This window comes from Cupriavidus sp. CPT47-8839-RL05A (assembly GCF_058792255.1).
Genome location: NZ_JBYTEG010000010.1, coordinates 145,359 through 168,369, shown reverse-complemented (window position 1 = coordinate 168,369; position 23,011 = coordinate 145,359). Strand labels below are relative to the sequence as shown.

Annotated in this window: 22 protein-coding genes; 16 read left to right on the top strand and 6 right to left on the bottom strand. The window is 65.7% G+C overall.

Annotated features, from left to right (window positions below):
- Positions 1-41: 41 nt before the first annotated feature.
- Positions 42-1,046 carry a Bug family tripartite tricarboxylate transporter substrate binding protein gene (locus tag AC3WVS_RS14535; protein ID WP_492319200.1) on the top strand — a complete coding sequence of 335 codons (1,005 nt, stop codon included), beginning with the start codon at positions 42-44 and terminating at the stop codon, positions 1,044-1,046.
- A gap of 21 nt (positions 1,047-1,067) precedes the next feature.
- Here the strand turns inward: AC3WVS_RS14535 and AC3WVS_RS14530 are convergent, their stop codons facing one another.
- Positions 1,068-1,961 carry a LysR family transcriptional regulator gene (locus AC3WVS_RS14530; protein WP_492319199.1) on the bottom strand — a complete coding sequence of 298 codons (894 nt, stop codon included), beginning with the start codon at positions 1,959-1,961 and terminating at the stop codon, positions 1,068-1,070.
- Positions 1,962-2,092: 131 nt separating this feature from the next.
- Between AC3WVS_RS14530 and AC3WVS_RS14525 the strand changes: the two genes are divergently transcribed.
- The 11 genes from AC3WVS_RS14525 (at position 2,093) to AC3WVS_RS14475 (ending at position 15,612) form a co-directional block, all read left to right on the top strand.
- Positions 2,093-3,646, top strand: coding sequence for an acyl-CoA synthetase (locus AC3WVS_RS14525; protein WP_492319198.1), 1,554 nt, complete (start codon positions 2,093-2,095; stop codon positions 3,644-3,646).
- Between the two features lie 11 nt (positions 3,647-3,657).
- Complete coding sequence (locus tag AC3WVS_RS14520; RefSeq protein ID WP_492319197.1) at positions 3,658-4,842, top strand: acyl-CoA dehydrogenase family protein; 1,185 nt, start codon at positions 3,658-3,660, stop codon at positions 4,840-4,842.
- 63 nt (positions 4,843-4,905) lie between these two features.
- Complete coding sequence (locus AC3WVS_RS14515; RefSeq protein ID WP_492319196.1) at positions 4,906-5,898, top strand: tripartite tricarboxylate transporter substrate binding protein; 993 nt, start codon at positions 4,906-4,908, stop codon at positions 5,896-5,898.
- A 78-nt stretch (positions 5,899-5,976) separates the two neighbouring features.
- Positions 5,977-7,119: a CaiB/BaiF CoA transferase family protein gene (locus AC3WVS_RS14510; protein ID WP_492319273.1), complete on the top strand. Its 1,143-nt coding sequence runs from the start codon at positions 5,977-5,979 to the stop codon at positions 7,117-7,119.
- Positions 7,120-8,108: 989 nt separating this feature from the next.
- Positions 8,109-8,291, top strand: coding sequence for a hypothetical protein (locus tag AC3WVS_RS14505; RefSeq protein WP_492319195.1), 183 nt, complete (start codon positions 8,109-8,111; stop codon positions 8,289-8,291).
- Positions 8,292-8,698: 407 nt separating this feature from the next.
- Positions 8,699-9,052: a hypothetical protein gene (locus AC3WVS_RS14500; protein ID WP_492319194.1), complete on the top strand. Its 354-nt coding sequence runs from the start codon at positions 8,699-8,701 to the stop codon at positions 9,050-9,052.
- A 99-nt stretch (positions 9,053-9,151) separates the two neighbouring features.
- Positions 9,152-10,369, top strand: coding sequence for a TolC family protein (locus tag AC3WVS_RS14495; RefSeq protein ID WP_492319193.1), 1,218 nt, complete (start codon positions 9,152-9,154; stop codon positions 10,367-10,369).
- Positions 10,366-10,926, top strand: a complete 561-nt coding sequence (locus tag AC3WVS_RS14490) for a hypothetical protein (RefSeq protein WP_492319192.1) — start codon at positions 10,366-10,368, stop codon at positions 10,924-10,926. The genes AC3WVS_RS14495 and AC3WVS_RS14490 overlap by 4 nt, the downstream gene beginning before the upstream one ends.
- Before the next feature lie 8 nt (positions 10,927-10,934).
- A complete protein-coding gene (locus AC3WVS_RS14485) occupies positions 10,935-12,059 on the top strand; it encodes an efflux RND transporter periplasmic adaptor subunit (RefSeq protein ID WP_492319191.1) in 1,125 nt (374 codons plus the stop codon).
- A 9-nt stretch (positions 12,060-12,068) separates the two neighbouring features.
- Positions 12,069-15,173, top strand: a complete 3,105-nt coding sequence (locus tag AC3WVS_RS14480; RefSeq protein ID WP_492319190.1) for an efflux RND transporter permease subunit — start codon at positions 12,069-12,071, stop codon at positions 15,171-15,173.
- Between the two features lie 52 nt (positions 15,174-15,225).
- On the top strand, positions 15,226-15,612 hold the full coding sequence (locus AC3WVS_RS14475) for a hypothetical protein (RefSeq protein ID WP_492319189.1): 387 nt from the start codon (positions 15,226-15,228) through the stop codon (positions 15,610-15,612).
- Between the two features lie 37 nt (positions 15,613-15,649).
- Here the strand turns inward: AC3WVS_RS14475 and AC3WVS_RS14470 are convergent, their stop codons facing one another.
- The 5 genes from AC3WVS_RS14470 to AC3WVS_RS14450 all read right to left on the bottom strand — a co-directional run bounded on the left by AC3WVS_RS14470 (position 15,650) and on the right by AC3WVS_RS14450 (position 19,807).
- Complete coding sequence (locus AC3WVS_RS14470) at positions 15,650-16,912, bottom strand: MFS transporter (protein ID WP_492319188.1); 1,263 nt, start codon at positions 16,910-16,912, stop codon at positions 15,650-15,652.
- A 32-nt stretch (positions 16,913-16,944) separates the two neighbouring features.
- Positions 16,945-18,138: a chromate transporter gene (locus AC3WVS_RS14465; RefSeq protein ID WP_492319272.1), complete on the bottom strand. Its 1,194-nt coding sequence runs from the start codon at positions 18,136-18,138 to the stop codon at positions 16,945-16,947.
- A gap of 27 nt (positions 18,139-18,165) precedes the next feature.
- Positions 18,166-19,128: a chromate resistance protein ChrB domain-containing protein gene (locus AC3WVS_RS14460; protein ID WP_492319187.1), complete on the bottom strand. Its 963-nt coding sequence runs from the start codon at positions 19,126-19,128 to the stop codon at positions 18,166-18,168.
- 86 nt (positions 19,129-19,214) lie between these two features.
- Positions 19,215-19,439 carry a DUF2188 domain-containing protein gene (locus AC3WVS_RS14455; protein WP_492319186.1) on the bottom strand — a complete coding sequence of 75 codons (225 nt, stop codon included), beginning with the start codon at positions 19,437-19,439 and terminating at the stop codon, positions 19,215-19,217.
- Positions 19,440-19,591: 152 nt separating this feature from the next.
- Positions 19,592-19,807 carry a GDCCVxC domain-containing (seleno)protein gene (locus AC3WVS_RS14450; protein ID WP_492319271.1) on the bottom strand — a complete coding sequence of 72 codons (216 nt, stop codon included), beginning with the start codon at positions 19,805-19,807 and terminating at the stop codon, positions 19,592-19,594.
- Between the two features lie 151 nt (positions 19,808-19,958).
- On the opposite strand from AC3WVS_RS14450, the gene AC3WVS_RS14445 reads away from it, so the two are divergent.
- From AC3WVS_RS14445 to kdpA, 4 genes are all read left to right on the top strand, one after another.
- Positions 19,959-20,417, top strand: coding sequence for a MerR family transcriptional regulator (locus tag AC3WVS_RS14445; RefSeq protein ID WP_492319185.1), 459 nt, complete (start codon positions 19,959-19,961; stop codon positions 20,415-20,417).
- A 406-nt stretch (positions 20,418-20,823) separates the two neighbouring features.
- Positions 20,824-21,081 carry a hypothetical protein gene (locus AC3WVS_RS14440; RefSeq protein ID WP_492319184.1) on the top strand — a complete coding sequence of 86 codons (258 nt, stop codon included), beginning with the start codon at positions 20,824-20,826 and terminating at the stop codon, positions 21,079-21,081.
- Positions 21,081-21,170: a K(+)-transporting ATPase subunit F gene (gene kdpF, locus AC3WVS_RS14435; protein ID WP_035878527.1), complete on the top strand. Its 90-nt coding sequence runs from the start codon at positions 21,081-21,083 to the stop codon at positions 21,168-21,170. Before AC3WVS_RS14440 ends, kdpF begins: the two co-directional genes overlap by 1 nt.
- Positions 21,170-22,990, top strand: a complete 1,821-nt coding sequence (gene kdpA / locus AC3WVS_RS14430; protein ID WP_492319183.1) for a potassium-transporting ATPase subunit KdpA — start codon at positions 21,170-21,172, stop codon at positions 22,988-22,990. Before kdpF ends, kdpA begins: the two co-directional genes overlap by 1 nt.
- Positions 22,991-23,011 lie beyond the last annotated feature (21 nt).

The window sequence follows — 23,011 nt, the reverse complement described above, 5'->3', positions numbered from 1 at the left end:
CCGGCGGGAACACGCCGGGCATTCCACGCTCAGGAGACACCATGCAACAGGCCTTCCGTTCCCGCCGCCGCTTCCTCGGACTCGCTGCCGCCGCGCTGGCGGCCATCGGCACCGCCACGCCGCTGGCAGCGCCCGCCGCCGAGTCCGCCGACGCCTTCCCATCCCGCCCGATCCGCTTTATCGTGCCCTTCCCTTCCGGCAGCGGCACCGACACCACCGCGCGCATGTTCGCCAAGAAGATCGGCGAGCTGACCGGCCAGGGCGTGGTGGTTGAGAACAAGCCCGGCGGCAACGGCTTTATCGGTGTGCAGACCGCGCTGAACGCGCCGCCTGACGGCTACACCGTCTTTATCGGCAGCAATTCCACGCTGTCGACCAATGCCGCCACCTTCCGCAAGCTGCCGTATGACCCGCTGACGGACTTTGCGCCGATCACGCTGCTGTCGCGCGGGCCATGCGTGATCATCGTGCCGGCAAGCTCGCCCTACCGCACGCTGGCCGAGCTGCTGGAAGATGCCCGCAAGCGCCCCGGCGCGCTCAACTACGGCTCGGGCTCGATCTCCTACACGCTCTACTCGGAGTGGCTCAACGAACTGGCCCGCATCAAGACCACCGCCGTGCCGTACAAGGGCGCGGGCGATGCCATCAACGGCGTGATGGCGGCCAATGTCGACTTCGCCGTGGTGGATGCCACCGGCGCCATCGAACTGGTCCGCGGCGGCAAGGTGCGCGCGCTGGCCTACACCGCACCGCAGCGCTCGCCGCTGCTGCCGGACGTGCCCTCCATCGTCGAAGCCGGCCTGCCCGACTTCCTGGCCTATAACTGGGTGGCCGCTGCGGTCTCGGCAAAGACGCCGCCGGCGGTGGTGAAACGGCTGCAGGACCTGTTTGCGCAGGCCGGCAGGGCCCCGGATGTGCGCGAGTACTACACGCGCCAGTCGACCAAGCTGATCCTGTCGTCGCCTGCCGAAATGCTGCAGTACCAGAAGGACGAGATCCAGCGCTGGAAGCGGCTGGCGGAGGTGGCTAAGATCCCGCTGCAATAACCGCGTGGCCCTGCCGCTGCCTCAGCGGCTGTGCTCGCTCAGCAGCACCGTCAGGCGCTGCGCCAGCGGCGACAGGTAGGCGCCCTCGCGCGAGATCACGCCGATGTTCCGGCGCAGGTCCAGCTCCTCCACGCCCAGCGGCAGCACGCGCAGGCCGTGCTGCATGGCATCGCCGCCTTCATTGGCGATGCTCAGCATCTGCGTGCCCTGCATCAGCGCAAACAGCGAACTGCTGCCAAAGTCGATCTCGATGCGCGGCTGCGGTTCCGGCAGGCCGCGCTGGCGGAACGCCGCGTCCACCTGCTGGCGCAGCGTGATATGCCCTTCGGGCAGCAGCCATTCCTGGTCCGCCAGGTCCGCCAGCCGCAGCTTGCGCCGCTGCAGCAAGGCATGGCCCTCGTCCGCCACCACCACCAGCCGGTCGTCAAAGAGCGGCTGTACCGCCAGGCCGGTCGATGAGGCTGCCGAAGGCGCCGGCGCCACCGCCACATCCAGCTCCCCCGCCGCCAGCAGGTCCAGCAGGTCGCGCGCCAACCTGCGGCGCAGCCGCAGACGCGCCACGGGACGCTCGCGCACCAGTTGCCGGCAAGCACCCAGGATCACGCTGCCCGGGATCGACGGCGAATAGCCCACGCGCAGGATGCCCTGCTCGCCGGTGCGGATCCCCAGCATCTCCTTGATGCCGTCCTCGTATTCCAGCTGGATGCGCCGCGCCCGCTCCAGGAAGCGCGTGCCGGCGTAGGTGGCGGTCATGCCGTTGGCGGTGCGCTCGAACAGCGGCAGCCCGGCCTGGGTCTCCACCCGCTGCACCGCCTTGGTCAGCGCCGGCTGGCTGATCCCCAGCGCGTCCGCGGCACGGCCGATGCCGCCGTGCGCCGCCACGGCGAGGATGTACTCGATATCCCGCGTCTCCATTGCCTCACATTCCTGATGGCTATGACTTTATAGCCAATGCGTCATTGTGGTGATGCCTGTCATCTTACAGACTACGGCGCACGAGCACACGTAAAAGCTCACCGGAATCAACAGGCATCAACGGAGACAGCATGGGTTTCGCGTATTTCCTGCGCCGCGCCGCGCGCTACTGGGGCGACCAGCCCGCCATCCTCTACCAGGACCAGGTGGTGACTTATCGCCAGCTGGACGAACGTTCCACGCGCCTGGCCAATGCGCTGCTGGCACTGGGCCTGCGGCCCGGCGACCGCGTCGCGGTGCAGTCGCGCAACCGCCCCGAGCTGGTCGAACTGGAATGCGCGCTGTACAAGGCCGGCCTGGTCAAGGCGGCGCTCAACCCGCGCTTCACCGCGGCCGAGGCCAGCGACGTGGTCGAAAACTGCACCCCGCGCGTGCTGATCGCCGGCCCCGGCTACACCGGCTATGCGCGCACCACGGCCGGCTTCGGCGCCATCGAGACCTTTATCGCCATCGGCGATGCGCCGGCGGGCTATGTCGAATATGAGGCGCTGCTGGCCAACGCCGGCACCACGCCGCCTGACATCACCCCTGCCCCCGACGACCTGGCCGTGCTGCACTTCTCGTCCGGCTCCACCGGCAAGATCAAGGCTGCCATGCAGAGCTACGGCAACCGCATGGCGGCGCTGCGCAAGATGGTGTCCGGCATGGACCGCCCGGCGCGCCCGGGCGACCGGCTGGCGCTGATCGGGCCGGTCACGCACGCCTCCGGCATGCTGATGCAGCCCTACCTGTACCAGGGCGCCACGCTGGTGCTGTTCGAGAAATTCGAGCCCGCGCACTTCCTGGCCGAGGTGGCGCGGCTGCGCATCACCCACGTGTTCATGGTCCCGGCCATGATCAACATGCTGCTGGCCGAGCCCACGCTGGCCCAGGCCGACCTGTCCAGCCTGAAGACCCTGGCCTACGGTGCCGCGCCGATGGCGCCGGCACGCATCCGCGAGGCCTGGGAGCGCATCGGCCCGATCCTGTCGCAGGGCTATGGCGCCAGCGAATCGACCTCAGGCGTCACACGTCTGTCCACCACCGACCATGCCGACGCCATTGCCAACCATCCTGAGCGCCTGGCCTCCTGCGGCCGCGCCCTGGGCGAGACCGAAGTGCGCGTGGTCGACGAGCACGGCAAGGAGGTCGCCGTGGGCGAGATCGGCGAACTGGTGATCCGCGGCGAGGACGTGTTCCACGGCTACTTCAACGAGCCCGCGCTGACGCGCGAGACCATCATCGATGGCTGGCTGCACACCGGCGACATGGCACGCGTGGACGAGGCCGGCTACCTGTACCTGGTCGACCGCAAGAAGGACATGATCATCTCCGGCGGTTTCAACGTCTATCCGACCGAGGTGGAAGCCGCGCTGTACCAGCACCCCGACGTGCTGGAAGCCTGCGTCATCAGCGTGCCGGACGACACCTGGGGCGAAAGCGTCAAGGCCGTGGTCACGCTGCGCCCCGGGCGCGAGGCCACCGCGCAGCAGCTGATCGCGCACTGCCGCGAGCGCATTGCCGACTACAAGTCGCCGCGCTCGGTGGACTTTGTCGCCGAGCTGCCCAAGAACGCCAGCGGCAAGCTGGCCCGTAAGATCGTGCGCGAACGCTACTGGCAAGGCGTCGGCCGCCGCGTGAACTGAAGGAGTCCGCCATGTTCGACCACCTGACCAATCCCGTACTGCTGGAAACCCGCGCCGGCATCCGCCGCTTTATCGACAAAGAACTGCGCCCGCTGGAACAGGAACTCGGCCTGGGCTCTGAAGACCCGTGGCCGCGCGAGACCCTGCGCAAGGTCTGGCGCCGCTCCAGCGAACTGGGCTTCTACGCCGCCTGCCTGCCGACATCGCTCGGCGGCAAGGGCCTGAACATCCAGGAGCAATGCGCGCTCAAGGCCGACCTGGCCGCCAGCGGCTCCACCCTGGCCGCGCACGTGCTGGGCGACCTGGGCGGCCCGCCGCGCGTGGGCAATATGCTCAAGTACGCCACCCCGGACCAGCTCAAGCGCTACTTCGAGCCCGTGATCCGCGGCGAGAAATCGACCTGCTTCGCACTGACGGAAACGCATTCCGGCTCCGACGCGCAAAGCATCAGGACCTCGGCCGTGGCCGATGGCGACGAGCTGGTCATCAACGGCGGCAAGCACTACATCAGCGGCGCGCCGTTCGCCGACTTTGCCATCGTCATGTGCGTGACCGACGCCACCACCACGCCGCCGGCCATCACCGCGGTGCTGGTCGACCTGGACCTGCCCGGCGTGACGGTAAGCAACGAGTACGTGCCGATGTCGGGCCAGCATATCGACGGCGACATCCGCTTCGAGAACGTGCGCGTGCCGCGCGCCAATATCTTTGGCGGCGAAGGCAACGGCTTCAAGCTGGGCATGTCGCGCATCAACGTGAACCGCCTGCTGCACTGCCCCAGCATGCTGGGGCTGGCCACCAGGGCATATGAGTCGTCGGTGGCATATGCCGGCCAGCGCCGCCAGTTCGGCGGGCCGATCGCGCGCTTCCAGGCGATCCAGCACATGCTGGCCGACATGGCCGCCGCGCTGTGGGCCTGCGAGAGCATGATCACGCATACCGCCGCGCTGGCCGATGCCGGCGCCGACCTGCGCATGAAGGCCGCGGCGTGCAAGCTCTTTGTCTCGGAACGCTGCTTCGAGGTGGCGGACAAGGCAGTGCAGATCCACGGCAACGTCGGCGTCACGCGCGGCCACCCGGTGGAGCAGACCTTCCGCAAGCTGCGCATGTTCCGCATCTTCACCGGCACCAGCGAGATCCAGCGCAATACCATTGCGCGCGCTATCCTTGAACCGCTGCAGCAGCAGAAGGCCTGACCGTGCCGGCGGCACGGTCGCCGCCGGCATGAAGACCATAAGACAAGACCACGGAGACCAAGCATGAACCGCCGAAACTGGCTTGCCACCGCCGGCGCCGCCGCGCTGGGCAGCCTGCTGCTGCCGGCCCGCGCCGCCAGCGCTTCATCCAGCTACCCCAGCCGCCCGATCCGGCTGATCGTTCCGTTTATCGCCGGCAGCACGCCCGACAACGTGGCCCGCACGCTGTCGGCGGAGCTGGGCAAGAAGCTCGGCCAGCCGCTGGTGGTCGAGAACATGCCCGGCGCTGGCGGCATCATCGGCGCCAGCGCGCTGCGCCGTGCCGCGCCCGATGGCTATACGCTGGGCATCCTGGCCAATACGCACGTGATCAACGTGCACATGTACCGCAAGATGCCGTATGACCCGGCGCAGGATTTCACGCCGATCACCGCACTGTCTGGCGGGCCGTCCGCGCTGGTGGTGCCGGTCTCGTCGTCCTACAAGACCGCTGCCGAACTGATCGCCGCCATGAAGAAGGCGCCGGGCAAGTTCAACTACGGCTCCGGCGGCAAGGGCAGCATCGCCCATCTCGCGGTGGAAACCATGCTGCACCAGACCGGCTGTGACGCCGTGCATATCCCTTACAAGGGTGCGCCGGAGATCATCACCGCCATGCTGACAGGACAAACCCAGTTCGGCATGCCGGTGCTCGGCACCGCGACACAGTACGTGCGCAATAACCAGGTCAGGGTGCTTGCCGTCACTGCGGCCGCCCGTTCGCCGTTCTTCCCGGACGTGCCGACCATGGCCGAAGCCCTGCCCCCGGGCTTCGTCATCGACAACTGGAGCGGCCTGTTCGCACCGGCCAACTTCCCGGCCGAACTGGCGCAGAAGCTCCACGCCGCCGTTGGTGCCCTGCAGACGGCCGGCGTGTTTGATGCCCAGCTCAAGGCCAATGCCGGCGAATTGCGCCGCAGCGCCTCGCCCGCGCAGTTCGGCACCATTGTCGCCAGCGACAACGCGCGTTACGGCGACCTGATGAAGTCGATCGGCATGGTCGGCGACCTGGGCTGAGCGCCCTGCCCGCCCCGCGCCGCACGCCACCTTCCGCGCGTGCGGCACCCCTTCCTTCCTTCTCCCCCAAGGCCCTGTATGAAGCCAGAATGGTCCTGTCTCAAGGACGTCACCATCATCGACGTCAGCCAGTTGCTGCCCGGTCCGCATGCATGCAGCCTGCTGCGGCAACTGGGCGCGGATGTGATCAAGGTCGAGCAACCCGGCACCGGCGATACTGCGCGGCAGCTCGGTCCGACGGTATTCGCGCAGTTCAACCGCGGCAAGCGCTCGGTTGCGCTGGACTTGAAGACCGATGCAGGCCGTGAAGCCTTCCTTGACCTGGTGCGCAATGCCGATGCCGTAGTGGAAGGCTTCCGCCCCGGCGTGATGGCGCGGCTCGGGCTGGGCTATGAAGCGCTGGCGGCGGTCAATCCCGCCATCGTGCTGTGTTCGGTCTCGGGCTTCGGCCAGACTGGCCCCTATGCCAGCCACGCCGGGCATGACCTGAACTACCTGGCGCTGGCCGGCTATTGGGCGACGCCGGTGCAGGTGCACGACAAGGTCTCGCGCCCGCGCGTGCGGGTGTCGGATTACGCCGCCTCCGGCTACGCGGCGCTGTCGCTTGCGGTGGCAATCATGAGTGCGCGCCAGAACGGACAGGGTCAACATCTGGATGTCTCGATCCATGACGCGATCCTGTCGTGGACCGCCCATGGCGCCTGGGCCGCGCGCGGGCATGAGGCATCGCCGCAGGCATCCCCTACCGTGATGCCGGAGAACGATCTCTTCGAAACGCGTGATGGCCTGCATCTGGCGATGGGCATCCTCGAGAACAAGTTCTGGGTCAATCTGTGCGAGGCGCTGGGCGAAGAATTCCCGGCCCTGCGCGATCCGCGTTTTGCCACGCGGGCTGGACGGTACGGGCACAAGGTGGAGGTCAATGACCTGATGGCGGCGGTGTTCCGCACGCGCGACCTGGCCGAGTGGGAGGCATTCTTCGGGCCGCTGGATGTTCCGTTCTCGCCGGTGCTGGGGGCGACGGCGCTGTTTGAGGATCCGCATGTGCAGGCGCGGGAGGTGGTTCGGCCGGTGCCTGGTGAAGGCGGGATTGCTGTGAATTTTCCGGTGAGGTTTTCGTTGGGGTTGCCGGAGGGGGAGGATTTTGTGGCTCAGGTGGGGGAGCATGGTGTGGACGGATCTCTGGCCAAGATCATCGGTGGCGGGATTGGGAACTCATGATTTGGCTTGGTTCCATGCGGTCGGTTGTCGTGCTTGGCGGGCGTGGCTGTTTCGCCGGCGTAGCCGGCGACCTACTTTCTGTCCGAGCGACAGAAAGTAGGCAAAGAACGCGTCGCCTGGGCGGCTGGCCATAAATTGCACGGTGTTGGTCATATGGCGGCGGTGGTTGCCGTTTGGGCTTGGGTGCCCGTTCGACCCAGCTACGCTCCCTGTCCGGTGCCTACGTCAACCGACTATTGGACGCAGATATCGCGTCAACGCCTTCGGCTGCGCTCCGCGCAAGCGCCCAATGACCGTCAGCGCATTTTGAGCCCGCGCAGCAGCCGTAGGCGTCCCCGCGATACGGCTGGCAGCAGGCGGCCTACGCCCTGCATGGGGATCGTTCAATAGTGGGTTAACGCAGGCACTGTCCCACACTCACATGGCGTAGCAGGGTCGAACGGGCACCCAAGCCCAAACGGCAAGCACCACCGTGCGAACCACCAACGCCGTGCAATTTATGGCCAGCCGCATAGGCGACGCGTTTCTTGCTTACTTCTTGTCGCTTGGACAAGAAGTAAGTCGCCGGCTACGCCGGCGAAACAGCCCACGCTAGTCAAGAGCGACAACCAACCGCACAGCGACCACCTCGCATTCCAAGACTCAGCGATTTCCTACTCAATCGCGTTGCGGCAAGCTTCGCCCAACCGCTCCAAAATGCGACATCTCTTATCGCGTGCACGACTCCGGCAGGAAATACTGGTCACGTCATCGGATCGCCGATGACCGGGCGTGGAAACCCGAAGGTCGGAACAGGGACAGGCGTTGCGCTTTCAAACGGCAACGCCTCTGCTCGCACGAACATGTCTGGTTCTAAGGCGGGCCGAGCGAGGCAGCTGAAAGGCTGACCGGGTTCTTCCCTGTTCTAACCGGGTTTCCACCCTCGCTGTCTGGCCCGCCACCCTCACCTTCAAATGAGTGGCGCGCATTAACCCGGTAAGGAGTCAGTAATGGTCGATACAATCGAAACCAACGCGTGCCTGCATGAAGTGCGTGCCGGCATTGAAGGCGTGCTCGTGCTGCTGGAGCAGCAAAGCGTGCGCTCGGAAGCGTGCTTCAGCGCGCTCTGCCTGCTTGAAATGGTGAAGGCAAAGCTGGATGCCTTGATGGCAGCTGGGCCGCTTGCGGCATAGCAGTGCCTCTGGGCTGGCGGTGCTTCGGCACCGTCAGACAGTCCTCGTGAAAGCCGCATCAAGCGTGGCCGTTCGATCGGATCTGCCGGACGGTATCTGCCCAAATCGCCCGTTCATGGAATTTTCCAGACACTGCCTGGCAAATGTGCGCCCAGAACATCACTTGAGCTCACCACCCTTGCCCAGGCGTTCTCCTTGCCTTGGTCCGCCTACGTGCGCCTGCTATCGGCCAAGAACCCACAGGCTCGTACCTGCTGCGAAAGTGAGGCGCTGCGCAGTGGGTAGAGCGTACGTCAGCTAGAGCTACGAAGAGATTAACGTTCGGCGGCCTTGCCGCCACAATCGGTTACACGGTCGTCCCGCCAGTCCCGCGCCAGCCCCCTTTAGGTCAGGTAGAATCCCGCCCTATGTCGCGCGTGATTGCCATCCTCCTGATGCTGATCCTGCCGCTGCAGGCCTTGGCCGCAGCGCAGCGGCAACTCACGCATTCAGCGGGCTTCCCGCCGGACCATATGGCGGCGCACGCCGAGCATGTCCCCCATCACCACGATGACGACGGGGAAATCGCGTTCGACGATTCCACAGCATCCGCGTCGCATCAACTCGACTTCGACTACGGCACCCACTTCCAGGCGCCGCTGCCCGCGGGCCTGCTGTTGCCGCTGGCGCAGCAGACGCAGCCCGAGCCGTTATTCCTCGGCGGCCGCATGCCTGACCCCGGCGGCAGTCCACCCTTACGCCCCCCTCACGCGCCCGCCTGACGGCGGGGCATTGACCTCCTGATTGCCTGACGTGGCGCAATGGCTTGCGCCGCGCCCCGCCGCATTGCCTGTGTTATCGCGATTTGCGTTGGGGATTCCATGCAGAAGTTCTTCATTTCCATTGTTGCGTCCGCGCTGCTGGCGCCGTCGGCCCATGGCCAGCCTGCGCCGGCGGATCTGCACGCGCTTTTCAATACCGCGTGGGAGCGGTCCGTTGCCCTCCAGGCGACCGAGGGGCGGCGCCTGGAGGCGGCGGCCAGCCGGGTCCAGGCGGATTCGCTGATCGCCGGGCCGCCCACGCTTGGCCTGCTGCACCGCGATGACCGCTGGACTGAAAAGCGCGGCCTGCGTGAGAGCGAGGTCCAGCTTGGCGTCCCGGTGTGGATGCCAGGCCAGCGTGCGGCACGCGGGGACCTGGCCGACGCACAAGCGGCCGAGGCCGAAGCCGGCGCCGCCCTGGCGCGGCTGAACGTTGCCGCGGAGGTGCGCGAGCGCGTCTGGCAGCTCGTGGCCGTGGAAGGGGAACGCGATGTGCTGCGGCGCCGCACAGAGATCGCCGCGTCGCTGCGCGACGATGTTCGGCGGCGGGTCACCGCCGGCGACCTGGCGCGCACCGACCTGCTGCTGGCGCAGCAGGACTACCTGGCGGCGCAGGGCCTGCTCGCGGACAGCGAGGCCCGGCTGGTGGATGCCAGGGCGCGGCTGCTGCAAGCGACTGGCGTATCGGCGTTGCCGCTGCGATATGACGAAGCGGCAGCGCCAGTGACCGATCCTGCCGCCGGTGCCGTGAGCCATCCAAGGCTGGAAGCTGCGCAGCAGGCCGTGCTGCGCAGCGAGCGCCAGGTGGGCTACTTGCGCAAATCGCGCCGCGACCCGCCGGAAGTCGGCGTGATGTACCGCAACGACCGTGCGGGCGGCGGCATGCCCAGCGACCAGACCGTCGGCCTGTTCATCAGGATCCCGTTCGCTACCGATGCGCGCAATCTGCCACGCGAGACTGCCGCTCAGACTGGACTGATGACAGCCCGGGCCGAACTCGATCGCACCGAACGCATCGTCCGCTCCGCGATCGACGCGGCACAGGCGACGCTGTCGCTCTCAGAGCAGCAGCTCAGACTTGCCGAAGAGCGCAACGCCACGCTGTCCGAACGGGCGGCACTACTGCGCAGAACTTTCAATGCCGGCGAAATCGGCTTGCCTGAAGTGCTGCGCGCACAGAACCAGGCCCTCGAAGCCGAAGCCGACCTGGCGCGCCAGCGTGCCCGGCGCGGCATCGCCACTGCCAACCTGAACCAGGCTCTCGGAGTCCTGCCATGATCCGCCAGTTCTTCCTTACCCTGCTCTTGTCCCTCGCCTGCGCCGCGCATGCGGCGCCGGGCGCCCATGGCCCCAATGGCGAGCATCTGGATGCGCCGGCGAGCACCGGCGCCGCGGCGAATGCCCAGCCCGTCATCGAAGCCAATACGGAAGCGTTCGAGCTGGTTGGCACGCTGGCCCCCGATGAGCTGTCGGTGATGGTCGACCGCTACGTCACCAACGAGCCGGTGCTGAACGGCACGCTGGAGGTCGAGTTCAACGGCATCAAGGCACAAGGCAAGCTGCATGCCGACTTCGGCGATTACTCCTTTACCGACGAGAAACTCCTCAAGGCGCTGCGCCAACCGGGCCACCATGCGCTCGTGTTCACGCTTGTTGCCGGCGATGAGTCGGACCTGATCGAGGGCAGCCTGAATGTTGCCGCGGACGGGCATGCCCATGGCCTCCTCGGCCCCTTCTGGCAAGCACGCTGGCCGTGGCTTGTCCTGCTCGTGGCGGCTGTCCTGGCTGCCGCAGCCTGGGGCGTGAGGCGCCGCAATGTCCATAAGAAGAGCTGAGGCCCGACATGCTGAAGACAACCAGGTTTGCAACGATCGCCATTGCGCTGGCTGCCTGCGCAACCATGCCGGCACTGGCCGGCCCCGGTGCGCACGGGCCCGGTGGCGAACACCTTGATGCACCGGGAGCGGTGTCCGGCAGCGGCGGCCTGGCCCGGCTGCCCGACGGCAGTGTCCAGGTGCCCAAGCTCGCGCAACGCCGTATGGGCATACGAACCACGATGCCGCAGGCAGCCTTGCACCCCGTAACCGTAGAGCTGAATGCCGTGGTGGCGATCGACCCCAATGCGGGTGGGCGCCTGCAGGCAGGGCACCCAGGCTGGATCGAGCCGCCGCCGGGAGGCTTCCCGCTGCTGGGGCAGCGTGTCAGCAAGGGCCAGGTGCTGGCCGTGCTGCGGCACAAGAGCGAGCCCTTCGATATCGGCAACCAGCAGGCGCAGTTCGCCAACCTGAGCGCCAACCTGAAGCTGGCCCGGCAACGGCTGCAGCGGTTGGAATCGCTGCAGGACAGCATCCCGCGCAAGGAGATCGAAGCCGCCCGCGCCGAGGTCCAGAGTCTTTCCGGCCAGCGCGAGGCGGTGGGCAAGAGCCTGCACCAGACCGACACGCTGACCGCGCCAGCCAGCGGCGTTATCGCCACTGCCAATGTGCTGGCGGGCCAGGTCGTTTCTGCTGGCGACGTGCTGTATGAAGTGGTTGACCCGGTCCGGATGCTGATCGAGGCCAGCACCGCGGATGCCTCGCTTGCCAACCGTATCCAGGGTGGGACCCTGGGCCGGTCGGACGGAGGCAAGCTGGAATTCATCGGCGCCGGCCGCAGCCTGAAGAACGGCGCCGTGCCGCTGATGTTCCGGCTGACGGGCAATGCGGCACCACTTGCCATCGGGCAGCCAGTGACGGTGGTTGCGACGCTGACCGAGACGGTCAAGGGCATCGCATTGCCAAGCGAGGCCCTGGTGCGCAATGGCAGCAACCTGCCGGTGGTGTGGATCAAGTCCGGCACGCAGCGCTTTATCGCTCAGCCGGTTGAAGCTCGCGTGCTGGATGCGGGAACGGTTGTCGTGGTCAAGGGACTGTCACCGGAGAACCGGGTGGTGGTGTCCGGGGCGGCACTGATCAACCAGATCCGCTGAGGGGCGCGCATGTTCAACTGGATCGTTCGCGCGAGCCTCGGCAACCGGCTGATGGTACTGGCCATCGCTCTAATCCTGATGGTGTACGGCGGCGTGACCGCATGGCGCACACCGGTGGATGTTTTCCCGGACCTGAACAAACCGCTGGTGACCGTGATCACCGAAGCCGGCGGCATGGCGCCGCAGGAAGTGGAGCTGCTGGTGTCGTTCCCGCTCGAGACCGCGCTCAATGGCATGCCAGGCGTCACGCGGGTCCGCTCGGTGTCGGGCGTCGGCTTGTCCATCGTGTATGCCGAGTTCGACTGGGGCAGCGATATCTATCGCAACCGCCAGCTCGTGTCGGAACGGCTGGCGCTGGTGAAGGAACAGTTGCCCGGCGGGCTGACGCCCATCCTCGGGCCGGTCTCGTCGATCATGGGCGAGATCATGCTGATTGCGTTACCGATCGACCCGGCCCGGGCCAGTCCGATGCAGGCGCGCGAGTATGCCGACTTCGTGCTGCGGCCGCGCCTGCTGTCGGTGGCTGGCGTGTCGCAGGTCATCCCGATCGGCGGCGAGGTGCGCCAGCTCCGGGTCGAACCGGACACCGCCAGGATGGCGCAGTTCGGCGTGGCGCTGCCACAGGTGGAAAGCGCGTTGCGCGACTTCGCCGCCAATACCAGCGGCGGCTTCATCGACCTGAACGGCCGCGAATACCTGATCCGCAACCTCGGCCGCACCAACCGGCTCGACGACCTGAAGGGACTGGCGGTTGCCTACAAGGAAGGCGCGCCGGTGCTGCTCGAGCAGGTGGCCGGTGTGCGCTATGCCGCCGCGCTCAAGCGCGGCGATGCCGGATTCAACGGCAAGCCGGCAGTGATAGTCAGCGTGCAGAAGCAGCCCGCGGCCGACACGGTGCGCCTGACGCGGAACCTGGAAGCAGCGCTCGGCGAACTGAAGCAGGGACTGCCGCCGGGCCTGTCCGCGCCGCAGGTGCTGTTCCGGCAGGCGGACTTTATCGAGGCCTCGATCGGCAACGTGGTCGAGGCGCTGCGTGACGGCGCCATCATGGTGGCCGTGATCCTGTTCGCCTTCCTGCTGAGCGCGCGCACCACCGCGATCTCGCTGGTGGCGATTCCGCTGTCGCTGGCCGTCACCGCGCTGGCCTTCCACCTGCTGGGCCAGTCGATCAACGTGATGACGCTTGGGGGGCTAGCCATTGCCATCGGCGAGCTCGTCGACGACGCGGTAGTCGACGTGGAGAACATCCAGCGCCGGCTCAGGCAGCGCGCAAGCCTGGAGGACCCGCCGTCCGTGCTGGAGACCATCTGGCGCGCCTCGGTCGAAGTCCGCTCCGGCATCGTCTATGCCACCCTGGTGGTGGTGCTGGTGTTCGTGCCGCTGTTCGCGCTGCCGGGCATCGAAGGGCGCCTGTTCGCGCCGCTGGGCATCGCCTATATCGTGTCGGTCCTGGCATCGATGCTGGTGTCGATGACGGTGACGCCGGTGCTGTCGTACTACCTGTTGCCGCGGATGAAGCGGCTGGAGCATCCGGACAGCCCGCTGGTGGCATGGCTCAAGCGGGTCGATACCAGGATCCTGGACTGGTCGTTCCCCCGCGCCAAGACCGTGCTTGCCGTCGCCGCCGTCACCGTCGCGCTGGCGGCCGCCACCGTGCCTTTCATGTCGCGGGCCTTCCTGCCAGCCTTCAACGAAGGCTCGCTCGTGATGTCGCTGATGTTCAATCCTGGCACATCGCTGGCCGAAGCCAACCGCATGGGTGCCCTGGCGGAGACCCTGATCCGGCAGGTACCGGAGGTGACGCAGGTCGGGCGGCGCACCGGCCGTGCCGAACTGGACGAACATGCCGAAGGCGTGCATTCGTCCGAAATCGATATCGACCTGAAACGCTCCGACCGCAGCCGGGAGCAAGTGATGGCCGCCATCCGCGTCCAGCTTGCCAGTCTCCCTGCGTCGGTGGCGATCGGCCAGCCGATTTCCCACCGGCTGGATCACTTGCTTTCCGGCGTGCGGGCACAGATCGCGCTGAAGATCTATGGCGACGATCTCGATACGCTGCGCGCCCTGGCGGAGAGCGTGCGCGGGCGGCTTGCTGCCATACCAGGACTCGTCGATATCACGGTCGAGCGCCAGGTATTGATACCGCAAGTCAATGTGCGGCTCGATTACCGCAAGGCCGCGCAATACGGCATCCCGGCAGGCGAGGCGCTGAAGGCCTTGCAAACCTTGTCGGATGGCACGCGCGTCACGCAGGTGATCGAGGGCGTGCGCCGCTACGACCTGGTGGTGCGGTTGCCCGATGCCGGCCGTACGCCGCAGGACCTGTCCCGCGTCATGCTGGATTCGCCGCGTGGCGCAGTGCCGTTGTCGGCAATCGCCAACGTCGAGGATGGCGACGGCCCGAACCAGATCGGGCGCGAGAACGGCCGCCGGCGCATTCTGGTCTATGCCAATACCGACGGCTCGGATATGTCAAAGATCATCGGCGATGTGCGCAGCGCGGCCGCGCGCGCCGGGTTGCCCGGTGGCTATTTCGTCAGCATCGAGGGTCAGTTCCAGGCGCAGGAGCAGGCGACGCAGTTGATCGTGTTGCTGGCGCTAGTATCGCTGGCGCTGATCTACCTGGTGCTTTACTCGCGCTACCGCTCCGCGACACTCACGCTGATCATCATGGCGAACATCCCGCTGGCGTTGATCGGCAGCGTGATCGCCATGTGGCTCGGCGGCCTGACGCTGTCGGTGGCGTCGATGGTCGGCTTCATCACGCTGACGGGCATCGCCACGCGCAATGGCATTCTGAAGGTCAGCCACTACATCAACCTGTGCCGCTTTGAAGGGGAAACCTTTGGTATCCCGATGATCGTGCGTGGGTCGCTGGAGCGACTGACGCCGGTACTGATGACCGCGCTGGTTGCGGCGTTCGCGCTGGTGCCATTGCTGGTGTCGGCCGACGCGCCCGGCAAGGAAATCCTGCATCCGGTGGCGGTGGTGATCTTCGGCGGGCTGGTCAGCTCGACCATCCTGGATTCCGTGCTGACTCCCTTGGCGTTCTGGTTGTTCGGGCGCCGCCCGCTGGAGCGGATCCTGTCGCAACAGCCGGGCGACGCGTACTGATTACGGGCTTTGGCAGCGACGCCCGCAAGTCGCTGCACCAACGGAGGATTCGATGAAGAAACAGATCTCAGCCATGTTGTTTGCCGGCAGCCTCGCACTGTCCGGCCTTTCCGGTCTGGCCATGGCCCACGGCGCCAGGCCCGCGCAATACGGCGGCATCGTGCAGACCGCCAGCGACCTGCAGTTCGAGTTGGTCAACAAGGATGGCGCCGTCACCATTTATGTCGACGACCATGACAAGAAGCTGCCGGTGGCTGGTGCCAGCGGCAAGCTGACGGTGCTGACCGGCGCCCAGAAGACGGAAACGGCGCTGAACCCCGGGACGGACAATGCGCTGGTAGCGTCCGACAAGCTGCAGCTCAAAGCCGGCTCCAAGCTGGTCGCGACGATCAAGTTTGCCGACGGCAAGACCGTGACGGCACGCTTTGTGGCGAAGTAATACTAGGACGTGCCGGCTCACGAAGGGCTGCGATGGGTCAGTGGAGTGGCTTGACCCGACGGAACGCCCGCAGCATCGCGAGGTCGTAGGCGATCTTCAGCAGCCCGCAGGCCACCAGCGGCGTGCTGGCATAGCCGTAGGCCATCAACGCGGCGGCGAGCGCAGGACTGAGTGCCGCGGCGAGGCTGCGTGGCACCGCGGTCAGGCTTGCCGCCGCGGCCCGTTCCGGCGGGGTGACAACGGCCATGACATAAGCCGTCCGGGTCGGCACATCCATTTGCGACAGCGCGCTGCGAGCCAGCAGCAAGGCCAGGCTCAGGGCCAGCGTGGGCGCGAAGGCGGCCGCAATCAGGCACAGGCTGGACGGGATATGCGTAAACACCATCGTGTTGAGCAGGCCGATCTTTCGCGCCAGTGGCACCGCCGCGAGCTGCGAGAGCGTCGTCAGCATTCCTGCCAGGAAGAAGAACTGGCCGGTCGCGGCAGGACTCAGACCGAAACGCTGCATCAACCACAGCGACAGTAGCGAATTGACCACGAGCCCGCCCGCGAACGCGTCCACGCTGAATAGCATGGCCAGGCGCAATACGATCGGACGGGACGGGCCCAATGGTGTTGTCGGCGTGGGTGCCGCTCCATGTGGCTGCGTGGCAGGTACGCGCGCATAGAGACGCCACAGCAGCAGCCCTATGATCCCGTAGAAACCGAACATCAGGCGCATCGCATCGAGCGAGGACAGCCGGGATTGCTCGACCAGCCATGCCGGTAGCGCCGCTGCCAGCGCCCCCAAAGCGGATGAGAATGCGCCGATCAGGCCGTAGCGTGCGAACAGCGCCGTCCGGGCGTCAGGCGATGCCGATTCCGCCAGCCGCGCGTGTTCCAGCGGCAGGAAGACACTGACATCGCCAGAGCCAGGGTTAAGCGTGCCGATGAAGGCGATCACCAGAAGCGGCCACAGCGTGGAGAAACCTGCAAAGCCGAGGCCGGTCGCAAACATCAGGGCGGCCGCCAGCATCAGCAAGCGGCGTTGCGGGTAGCGGTGCCCGACGATCCCGACCAGGATGGTGGCGAGGGCCGAGCCGATCAGTGTCGCGCTGCTGATGAGCCCGACTGCCATCGAATCGAAACCAAGCGCCAGCAGGTAGGACGGCAGCAGCACGGCAATATAGCCATCACAGATGCCACGCAGCGCGCGGCCGGCAAGCAGCGGCAAGGCGTCGGGGTGAACACCGGATGGCAGCGCGATGCGTTCGAGCCAGCTACTGCTGGCGGCCGAGGGGTGGTCGTTATGCACAGCCATGGCGAGCCTGACATGCCCCCGGTTCGTTTGGCTCAGTGGTGCAGCACCGGATAAACGGCAAGGCCGATCAGCGCGGCGCCGGTGATGATGACCGGCTCAGGCAGCTTCTTGAATTTCAGCAGCAACGCGATCGTGCCCAGCGCCAGCAGTATGGTCGGCACGTCGACAATCGAGCGCTTGGCCAGCACGAACACTGCACCGGTGATGGCGCCAATCGCCGCCGCCGTGACGCCATCGACAAAGGCGAGGATGCCCGGCAGCTTTCCGTACTTCTTGAAGTAAGGGGCAGGCAGCACGGTAAACAAATAGCAAGGCAGGAACGTTGCCAGTGCCGCCACGCAGGCGCCGGGCAGCCCGGCCACCAGGTAACCGATGAAGCCGACCGTGATGACCACCGGGCCCGGCGTGATCATGGCCACGGCTACCGCATCGACGAACTGCTTTTCGTTGAGCCAGTGGTGTTCCGTCACCACACCGCCGTAGAGGAAGGGCACGATGGCGAGACCCGAGCCGAAGACGAAGGCGCCTGCCTTGGCAAAGAACACACCGATCTGGGTCAGCAGGGGCCAGTCCAGCATGCTCAGCAGGCCGCTTGCGGCCGGCACCTGCGTGGCCACGAGCGCATTGGCGCCGCTCTGGCGCAGCCACCTGGGCGGAGCGCGCCAGAACCAGGCAAGCACGCCGGCTGCCAGGAACAGCCAGGCGATTTCGGACTCCGTGACGATGGTCACCGTAGCCAGCACCAGGTAGATTGCCCAGAGCAGTCTGTCCTTGCCCACACTCTTTATGGTCAGCTTATAGGCGCTGATGGCGATGATGCCGATGACGGCGGCGCCCACGCCATAGAACACCGATTGCATCCAGGTCAGCCCGCCAAAGCGGACATAGGCCCAGCCTAGCGCCAGCACCATCAGGAACGACGGCAGCACGAAGGCCAGCCCGATCAGCGTGGCACCGAGGACCCGATAGTGGACGTAGCCGAGGTAGATCGCCAGTTGCGCTGCCAACGGCCCGGGCGCCAGTTGTGCCAGCGCGATGCCTTCCTTGTAGTCCCCGTCGCTGATCCAGTTCCGCCGCTCCACGAGGTCGCGGTGCATGTAGCCGGCCAACGCGACCGGCCCGCCAAAGCCAAAGGTGCCAAGGCGGAGGAAATAGAGCACGAGCTGCCAGAGGGTGTAGACAGGCCGTTCAGAGATTCCTGGCGGCGCGATGCCGGCTTGTTGCATGCGACTCATAATGGGATCCTGGCAGAGTCAGGGTTTCTTGTTGGTGGAGAAGTGTGCGTAAAGCGAATCCAGCACCCGGCCGATTTCCGCCAGCAGGGCGTCATCATCCTTCAGGCGTGCTCGTGCGCCGGCCAGCATGGCTTCAAAGCCGCTGGCTTCCGGCACCGAAATGCCGCCAATGTCCAGCGCATGGACCATGGCGCCGAGCCGGCTGAGTCCGCGGTCGGATTCGAGGCCGAAGCTCGACAGCAGCACTTCAAATGAAACGCGCTCGCCCACATGCGTGAAGGTCGCGCCGTCGAAGTCGAAGCCCAGCGCATCGTCCGGGCAAGCGGAGGCGCTTTCCAGCCACAGGAACCGGGCGTGGGGATCGATGAAGCGCTGGATCAGCCAGGCGCTTGCCACGCGGTCCACCCACAGGTGGCGGCGGGTGGCCCAAATCCGCCCTTGATACTGGGCAGGATCCCGACGAGCGATTGCTCGCGAGAGCGCCTGTGGTTCGCCCGGAGACTGGATGGTCTCGATGGCGCGGCTGAAGTCATTCCATTGGGCTTCGGCGCGGGTCGACGCCTCATTGGGGAAGAAGTCGATCGTGCGGATCGCTTCGTAGGCACGCCCGTGACGACGCAGCAGACGATTGAGTTCGGCGCTGCTTTGATCGGTCAGCGACTTGCGTGCATCTGACAGGGCAGCCTGCAGTTCCGCATAGTCAGCGCTGCGGTCGAACAACGCCTGGAAAGCGGTCTCTTCCCCTGGCTTGTCGGCGCGGACACTCAAGAGCCAGGCCTGGCCGCCTTCTTGCCGGGTGTCGTCGGCCAACTCGCGCAACTGGGCGATTTGCTCATCGCCTGCAGGCAAGAGATAGGCGCCGTCACGCAGTGCGGCGCAACCAATAGTCTTGATCGCGCGCCAGATCCGCATCCGGGCGGTGGCGCCGGAGGTTGGTAGCGTGACGATCAGCAAAGCCCAGGGGTCGATTAACGCGGTCATGAGCGCATGTTAGGGGCCCATAACGCGTCTTTCAATGCTGTAGATATCCCTACAATAATGCCCTTTGAATCACATTTCTGAGGGCATCACCGTTGCGGCTCCTGCTGCTTGTCGCCACACGCGTTGCGCAAGTGCACATCCCCGTCGTGACGATGTATGTGCAATTCGGCGTTCTCTCGCCTGGCCACCTCCCAACCCGCAGCGATTGCCGCTTCCATGGTCGGAAATCTCTGGGCCCTTATATTGAGGCCGCCGAACTCCAATGCCCAACCATTTTCTGCAGGCAGAACGCGAATGATCCGCGATTGCATAATGACCCCTCTCTAGATTTCCCGCGACATACAGCGGGCGTCGCGTACTGTCGAGCAAGAACACGTTCCCGCGGACAAGCATGGCTGGGTAAGAGCCGGGATCATCCGGGAGGAACCGCATCGAGGGTGCGTCGTGCATCGCTGTACCTGCGTCAACGAACACACGAGCAAGACTGCTGCTGCATGGGCGGGCACCTTTCGGTCCCATACGAGCAGAAAACGCAGCAATCACCGGCCTTGGGCCTTAGCACCGCGCGGCAGTGCTCGCACTCATAGCACCACTGGCAGGCATCAATGGGCATGGTTTCTTCTTTTGCATGCGCGCACCTGGGGCAGGTGATGATTGACTGCAGCTTGACGGCGCTCATCATTTCGCTTTGCCTCACGGCCGATGGGCAGTAGACGGTCCCCATGCCTGGCGGCCTGGTTCCTGGCGTTGCCCATCGAAATGCAATCCGCCCTTCCCCTATGTGCGGTCTAGGCGTAGCCTAGGCCCGTACCAAGGTACGGAGTCAAGCGATGGACCACACACTGACAATCGGGAAGCTGGCCAAGGCGGCTGGTGTTGGCGTGGAAACGGTACGCTACTACCATCGGTGCGGCCTGCTGCCGGTGCCAGAGCGTGCCTATGGCGCCATTCGACAGTATTCGCAGCAGAGCTTGCAACGGCTTCATTTCATTCGCCGGGCCCAGTCGCTCGGGTTCACCCTGGATGAAGTCCGGGTACTGCTGCGACAGAACGATGGCAGCACGTGCAGCACCGCCCGCACACTGGCCGAGCAAAAGCTCAGTCTTGTGGAGGAAAGATTGAAGGACTTGCGCCGATTGCGAGCGGAACTGAAGAATCTCATCGGGCAATGCCACGCCAATGGGAATGAGGCTTCTTGCCCCTTGATTGACACATTACTTGTCGCGGCCGTGGATCCGGTGCCGACACCCTCAAGCAAGAATGGGGGCAGGATGGCCAGGGCAGAGTGAACCCGAGCGTAGCAACGGGCCAGGATTCGCACCGCGGCGACGAGCAAGGGGACGCACTTGTGAACACTCCTGACGCGATGCCTCCGCCGCAGTTGAATTAGCTACTTCTTCTCCATTGGCTCGGGACCGGGGCAACTCATCAAGGACTTGGGTGGCACGTGCCAGTGCGGCTTCGCCCAACTTGCGTTCCTGCTCCCGCAGCCTGGCGACGGAGTGGTAGGCACTGCCCCTTCCCTGCCCATATGGCGCCGTCGCGTAACGATCAGATAAAGAAGCGCCGCGCGGCGCCGCACCTGCGCCAACAGCAGCGGCCTTGCCACCACGCATCGCACCACGCATCGCGATCGCCAGCGGCCCAAAAAGTGCACCTTGGCTCGCGCGCGCATGCTGATCGCCCCGGATCTTTATGCGTTCTTTATACGCACCGGCCACCTTTCTACCCTGTTTTTACGACCCCGTCGCTAATCTGCAAGCCGAAACCATTCAAGGGTGCTTTGTTATGGACGGGATCTATTTGATCGTATTGATTGGCTTCGCCGTGCTGAGCGCGGCCCTGCTGGGGCTTTGCGCCGTGCTTGCGCCGAAATCTCCGGCAGGCAGCGGGCACGGCGGCGCGCATGACCGGATGCCGGCAAAGAACAGCGCGTCGGACAGGAGGCTGTGATGAGCTGGACGGATCTGTTGAGCGGCGTGCTGGCCGTTGCCATTTTTGTTTACCTCCTCATTGCGTTGTTCCGGCCGGAGAAATTCTGATGTCCTCCCAATTCGTGGGCCTGCTGGTCCTCTATCTCGCCATCCTGCTGGCGTGCGCCCCTTTCCTCGGACGCTATATCCGGCGTGCCGTGGAAGATGGCAACTATTCGCTGACCGTCTGGGGCCGGCCGCTGGAACGGCTGCTGTATCGCCTGGGTGGCGTGCGTGCCGATGCCGGGATGGGGTGGAAGCAATACGCCGTCGCGGTGCTGGCGTTCAACCTGCTTGGCGTGGTGGCAGTCTATGCGCTGCAGCGCCTGCAGGGCATGCTGCCGCTCAATCCGCAGGGCTTTGGCGCGGTTTCGCCGGACTCGGCCTTCAACACGGCGATCAGCTTTGTCGCCAACACCAACTGGCAAGGCTATGGCGGCGAGTCGACCATGGGCTATCTGACGCAGATGCTCGCGCTCACCGTGCAGAACTTCCTGTCCGCGGCGACCGGCATCGCCGTGGTGTTCGCGCTGATGCGCGGATTCGCGCGCCAGAGCGCCGCCACCATCGGCAATTTCTGGGTCGACATGACGCGGGTCACGTTGTACGTGCTGGCGCCGATCGCGACCGTGATTGCACTTGCGCTGGTCAGCCAGGGCGTGATCCAGAACTTCGATGCCTACAAGGAAGCCAGCCTGGTCACGCCGGTGGAGTACAGCCAGCCAAAGCTCGATGCGGCCGGGCAACCGGTGCTCGATGCACAAGGCAAGCCGGTGACGGAAGACCTGAAGACCGACAGGCAGACGCTGGCGATGGGCCCGGTTGCCTCGCAAGAGGCCATCAAGATGCTGGGCACCAACGGCGGCGGCTTCTTCAATGCCAACTCGGCGCATCCGTTCGAGAACCCGAATGGCCTGGCCAACCTTCTCGAGATGCTGGCGATCTTCCTGATCCCGGCGGCGCTGTGCTTCACCTTTGGCGAAATGGTGGGAGACAGGCGACAGGGTGTGGCGGTGCTGGCTTCCATGATGGTCATCTTTGTCGCGATGGCCTGCGTGGCGGCGATGTCCGAGCAGATGGCCAATCCGGCGCTGGCCGGATTGCCGGTGGATCACGCCGCGTCGCTGCTGCAGGCCGGTGGCAATATGGAAGGCAAGGAAACGCGCTTCGGCATCGCCGCTTCGGCGCTGTTCGCCACCATCACGACCGCGGCGTCGTGCGGCGCGGTCAATGCCATGCATGACTCCTTCACCGCCATCGGTGGCCTGGTGCCGATGCTGCTGATGCAGCTGGGCGAAGTCGTGTTCGGCGGCGTCGGCTCGGGGCTGTACGGCATGCTGGTCTACGCCGTGCTCGCGGTATTCATCGCCGGACTGATGATCGGGCGCACGCCGGAGTACCTCGGCAAGAAGATCGAAGTCTACGAGATGAAGATGACGGCCGTGGCGATCCTGGTCACGCCCCTGCTGGTGCTGCTCGGCACGTCGGTGGCGGTGATGACCGAGGCCGGACGCGCCGGTGTGTTCAATCCCGGCACGCACGGCTTCTCGGAGATCCTGTACGCGCTCTCGTCGGCGGCCAACAACAATGGCAGCGCCTTTGCGGGCTTGTCCGCCAACACGCCGTTCTACAACACGCTGCTGGCGGCGGCCATGTGGTTCGGCCGGTTCTGGATCATCATCCCGGTGCTTGCGCTGGCGGGCTCGCTGGCAGCCAAGAAGCGCGTGCCGGTAAGCGGCGGCACGATGCCAACGCACGGCCCGCTGTTCGTCGTCCTGCTGGTGGGCACCGTGCTGCTGGTCGGTGCGCTGACCTATGTCCCGGCGCTGGCGCTGGGGCCGGTCGCCGAGCAACTCCAGGGCACGGTGACGGCAAGCGCGGCGAAGTAAAGCGACGACTGACGACGAAAT

Coding starts and splice junctions, on each gene's coding strand:
- AC3WVS_RS14480 (WP_492319190.1), top strand. CDS start 12,069: ATGTTCAACTGGATCGTTCGCGCGAGCCTCGGCAACCGGCTGATGGTA.
- AC3WVS_RS14470 (WP_492319188.1), bottom strand. CDS start 16,912: ATGGCTGTGCATAACGACCACCCCTCGGCCGCCAGCAGTAGCTGGCTC.
- kdpF (WP_035878527.1), top strand. CDS start 21,081: ATGAGCTGGACGGATCTGTTGAGCGGCGTGCTGGCCGTTGCCATTTTT.
- AC3WVS_RS14450 (WP_492319271.1), bottom strand. CDS start 19,807: ATGAGCGCCGTCAAGCTGCAGTCAATCATCACCTGCCCCAGGTGCGCG.
- AC3WVS_RS14495 (WP_492319193.1), top strand. CDS start 9,152: ATGCAGAAGTTCTTCATTTCCATTGTTGCGTCCGCGCTGCTGGCGCCG.
- AC3WVS_RS14460 (WP_492319187.1), bottom strand. CDS start 19,128: ATGACCGCGTTAATCGACCCCTGGGCTTTGCTGATCGTCACGCTACCA.
- AC3WVS_RS14510 (WP_492319273.1), top strand. CDS start 5,977: ATGAAGCCAGAATGGTCCTGTCTCAAGGACGTCACCATCATCGACGTC.
- AC3WVS_RS14475 (WP_492319189.1), top strand. CDS start 15,226: ATGAAGAAACAGATCTCAGCCATGTTGTTTGCCGGCAGCCTCGCACTG.
- AC3WVS_RS14535 (WP_492319200.1), top strand. CDS start 42: ATGCAACAGGCCTTCCGTTCCCGCCGCCGCTTCCTCGGACTCGCTGCC.
- AC3WVS_RS14485 (WP_492319191.1), top strand. CDS start 10,935: ATGCTGAAGACAACCAGGTTTGCAACGATCGCCATTGCGCTGGCTGCC.
- AC3WVS_RS14520 (WP_492319197.1), top strand. CDS start 3,658: ATGTTCGACCACCTGACCAATCCCGTACTGCTGGAAACCCGCGCCGGC.
- AC3WVS_RS14525 (WP_492319198.1), top strand. CDS start 2,093: ATGGGTTTCGCGTATTTCCTGCGCCGCGCCGCGCGCTACTGGGGCGAC.
- AC3WVS_RS14445 (WP_492319185.1), top strand. CDS start 19,959: ATGGACCACACACTGACAATCGGGAAGCTGGCCAAGGCGGCTGGTGTT.
- AC3WVS_RS14515 (WP_492319196.1), top strand. CDS start 4,906: ATGAACCGCCGAAACTGGCTTGCCACCGCCGGCGCCGCCGCGCTGGGC.
- AC3WVS_RS14490 (WP_492319192.1), top strand. CDS start 10,366: ATGATCCGCCAGTTCTTCCTTACCCTGCTCTTGTCCCTCGCCTGCGCC.
- kdpA (WP_492319183.1), top strand. CDS start 21,170: ATGTCCTCCCAATTCGTGGGCCTGCTGGTCCTCTATCTCGCCATCCTG.
- AC3WVS_RS14530 (WP_492319199.1), bottom strand. CDS start 1,961: ATGGAGACGCGGGATATCGAGTACATCCTCGCCGTGGCGGCGCACGGC.
- AC3WVS_RS14440 (WP_492319184.1), top strand. CDS start 20,824: ATGCGTTCTTTATACGCACCGGCCACCTTTCTACCCTGTTTTTACGAC.
- AC3WVS_RS14455 (WP_492319186.1), bottom strand. CDS start 19,439: ATGCAATCGCGGATCATTCGCGTTCTGCCTGCAGAAAATGGTTGGGCA.
- AC3WVS_RS14465 (WP_492319272.1), bottom strand. CDS start 18,138: ATGCAACAAGCCGGCATCGCGCCGCCAGGAATCTCTGAACGGCCTGTC.
- AC3WVS_RS14505 (WP_492319195.1), top strand. CDS start 8,109: ATGGTCGATACAATCGAAACCAACGCGTGCCTGCATGAAGTGCGTGCC.
- AC3WVS_RS14500 (WP_492319194.1), top strand. CDS start 8,699: ATGTCGCGCGTGATTGCCATCCTCCTGATGCTGATCCTGCCGCTGCAG.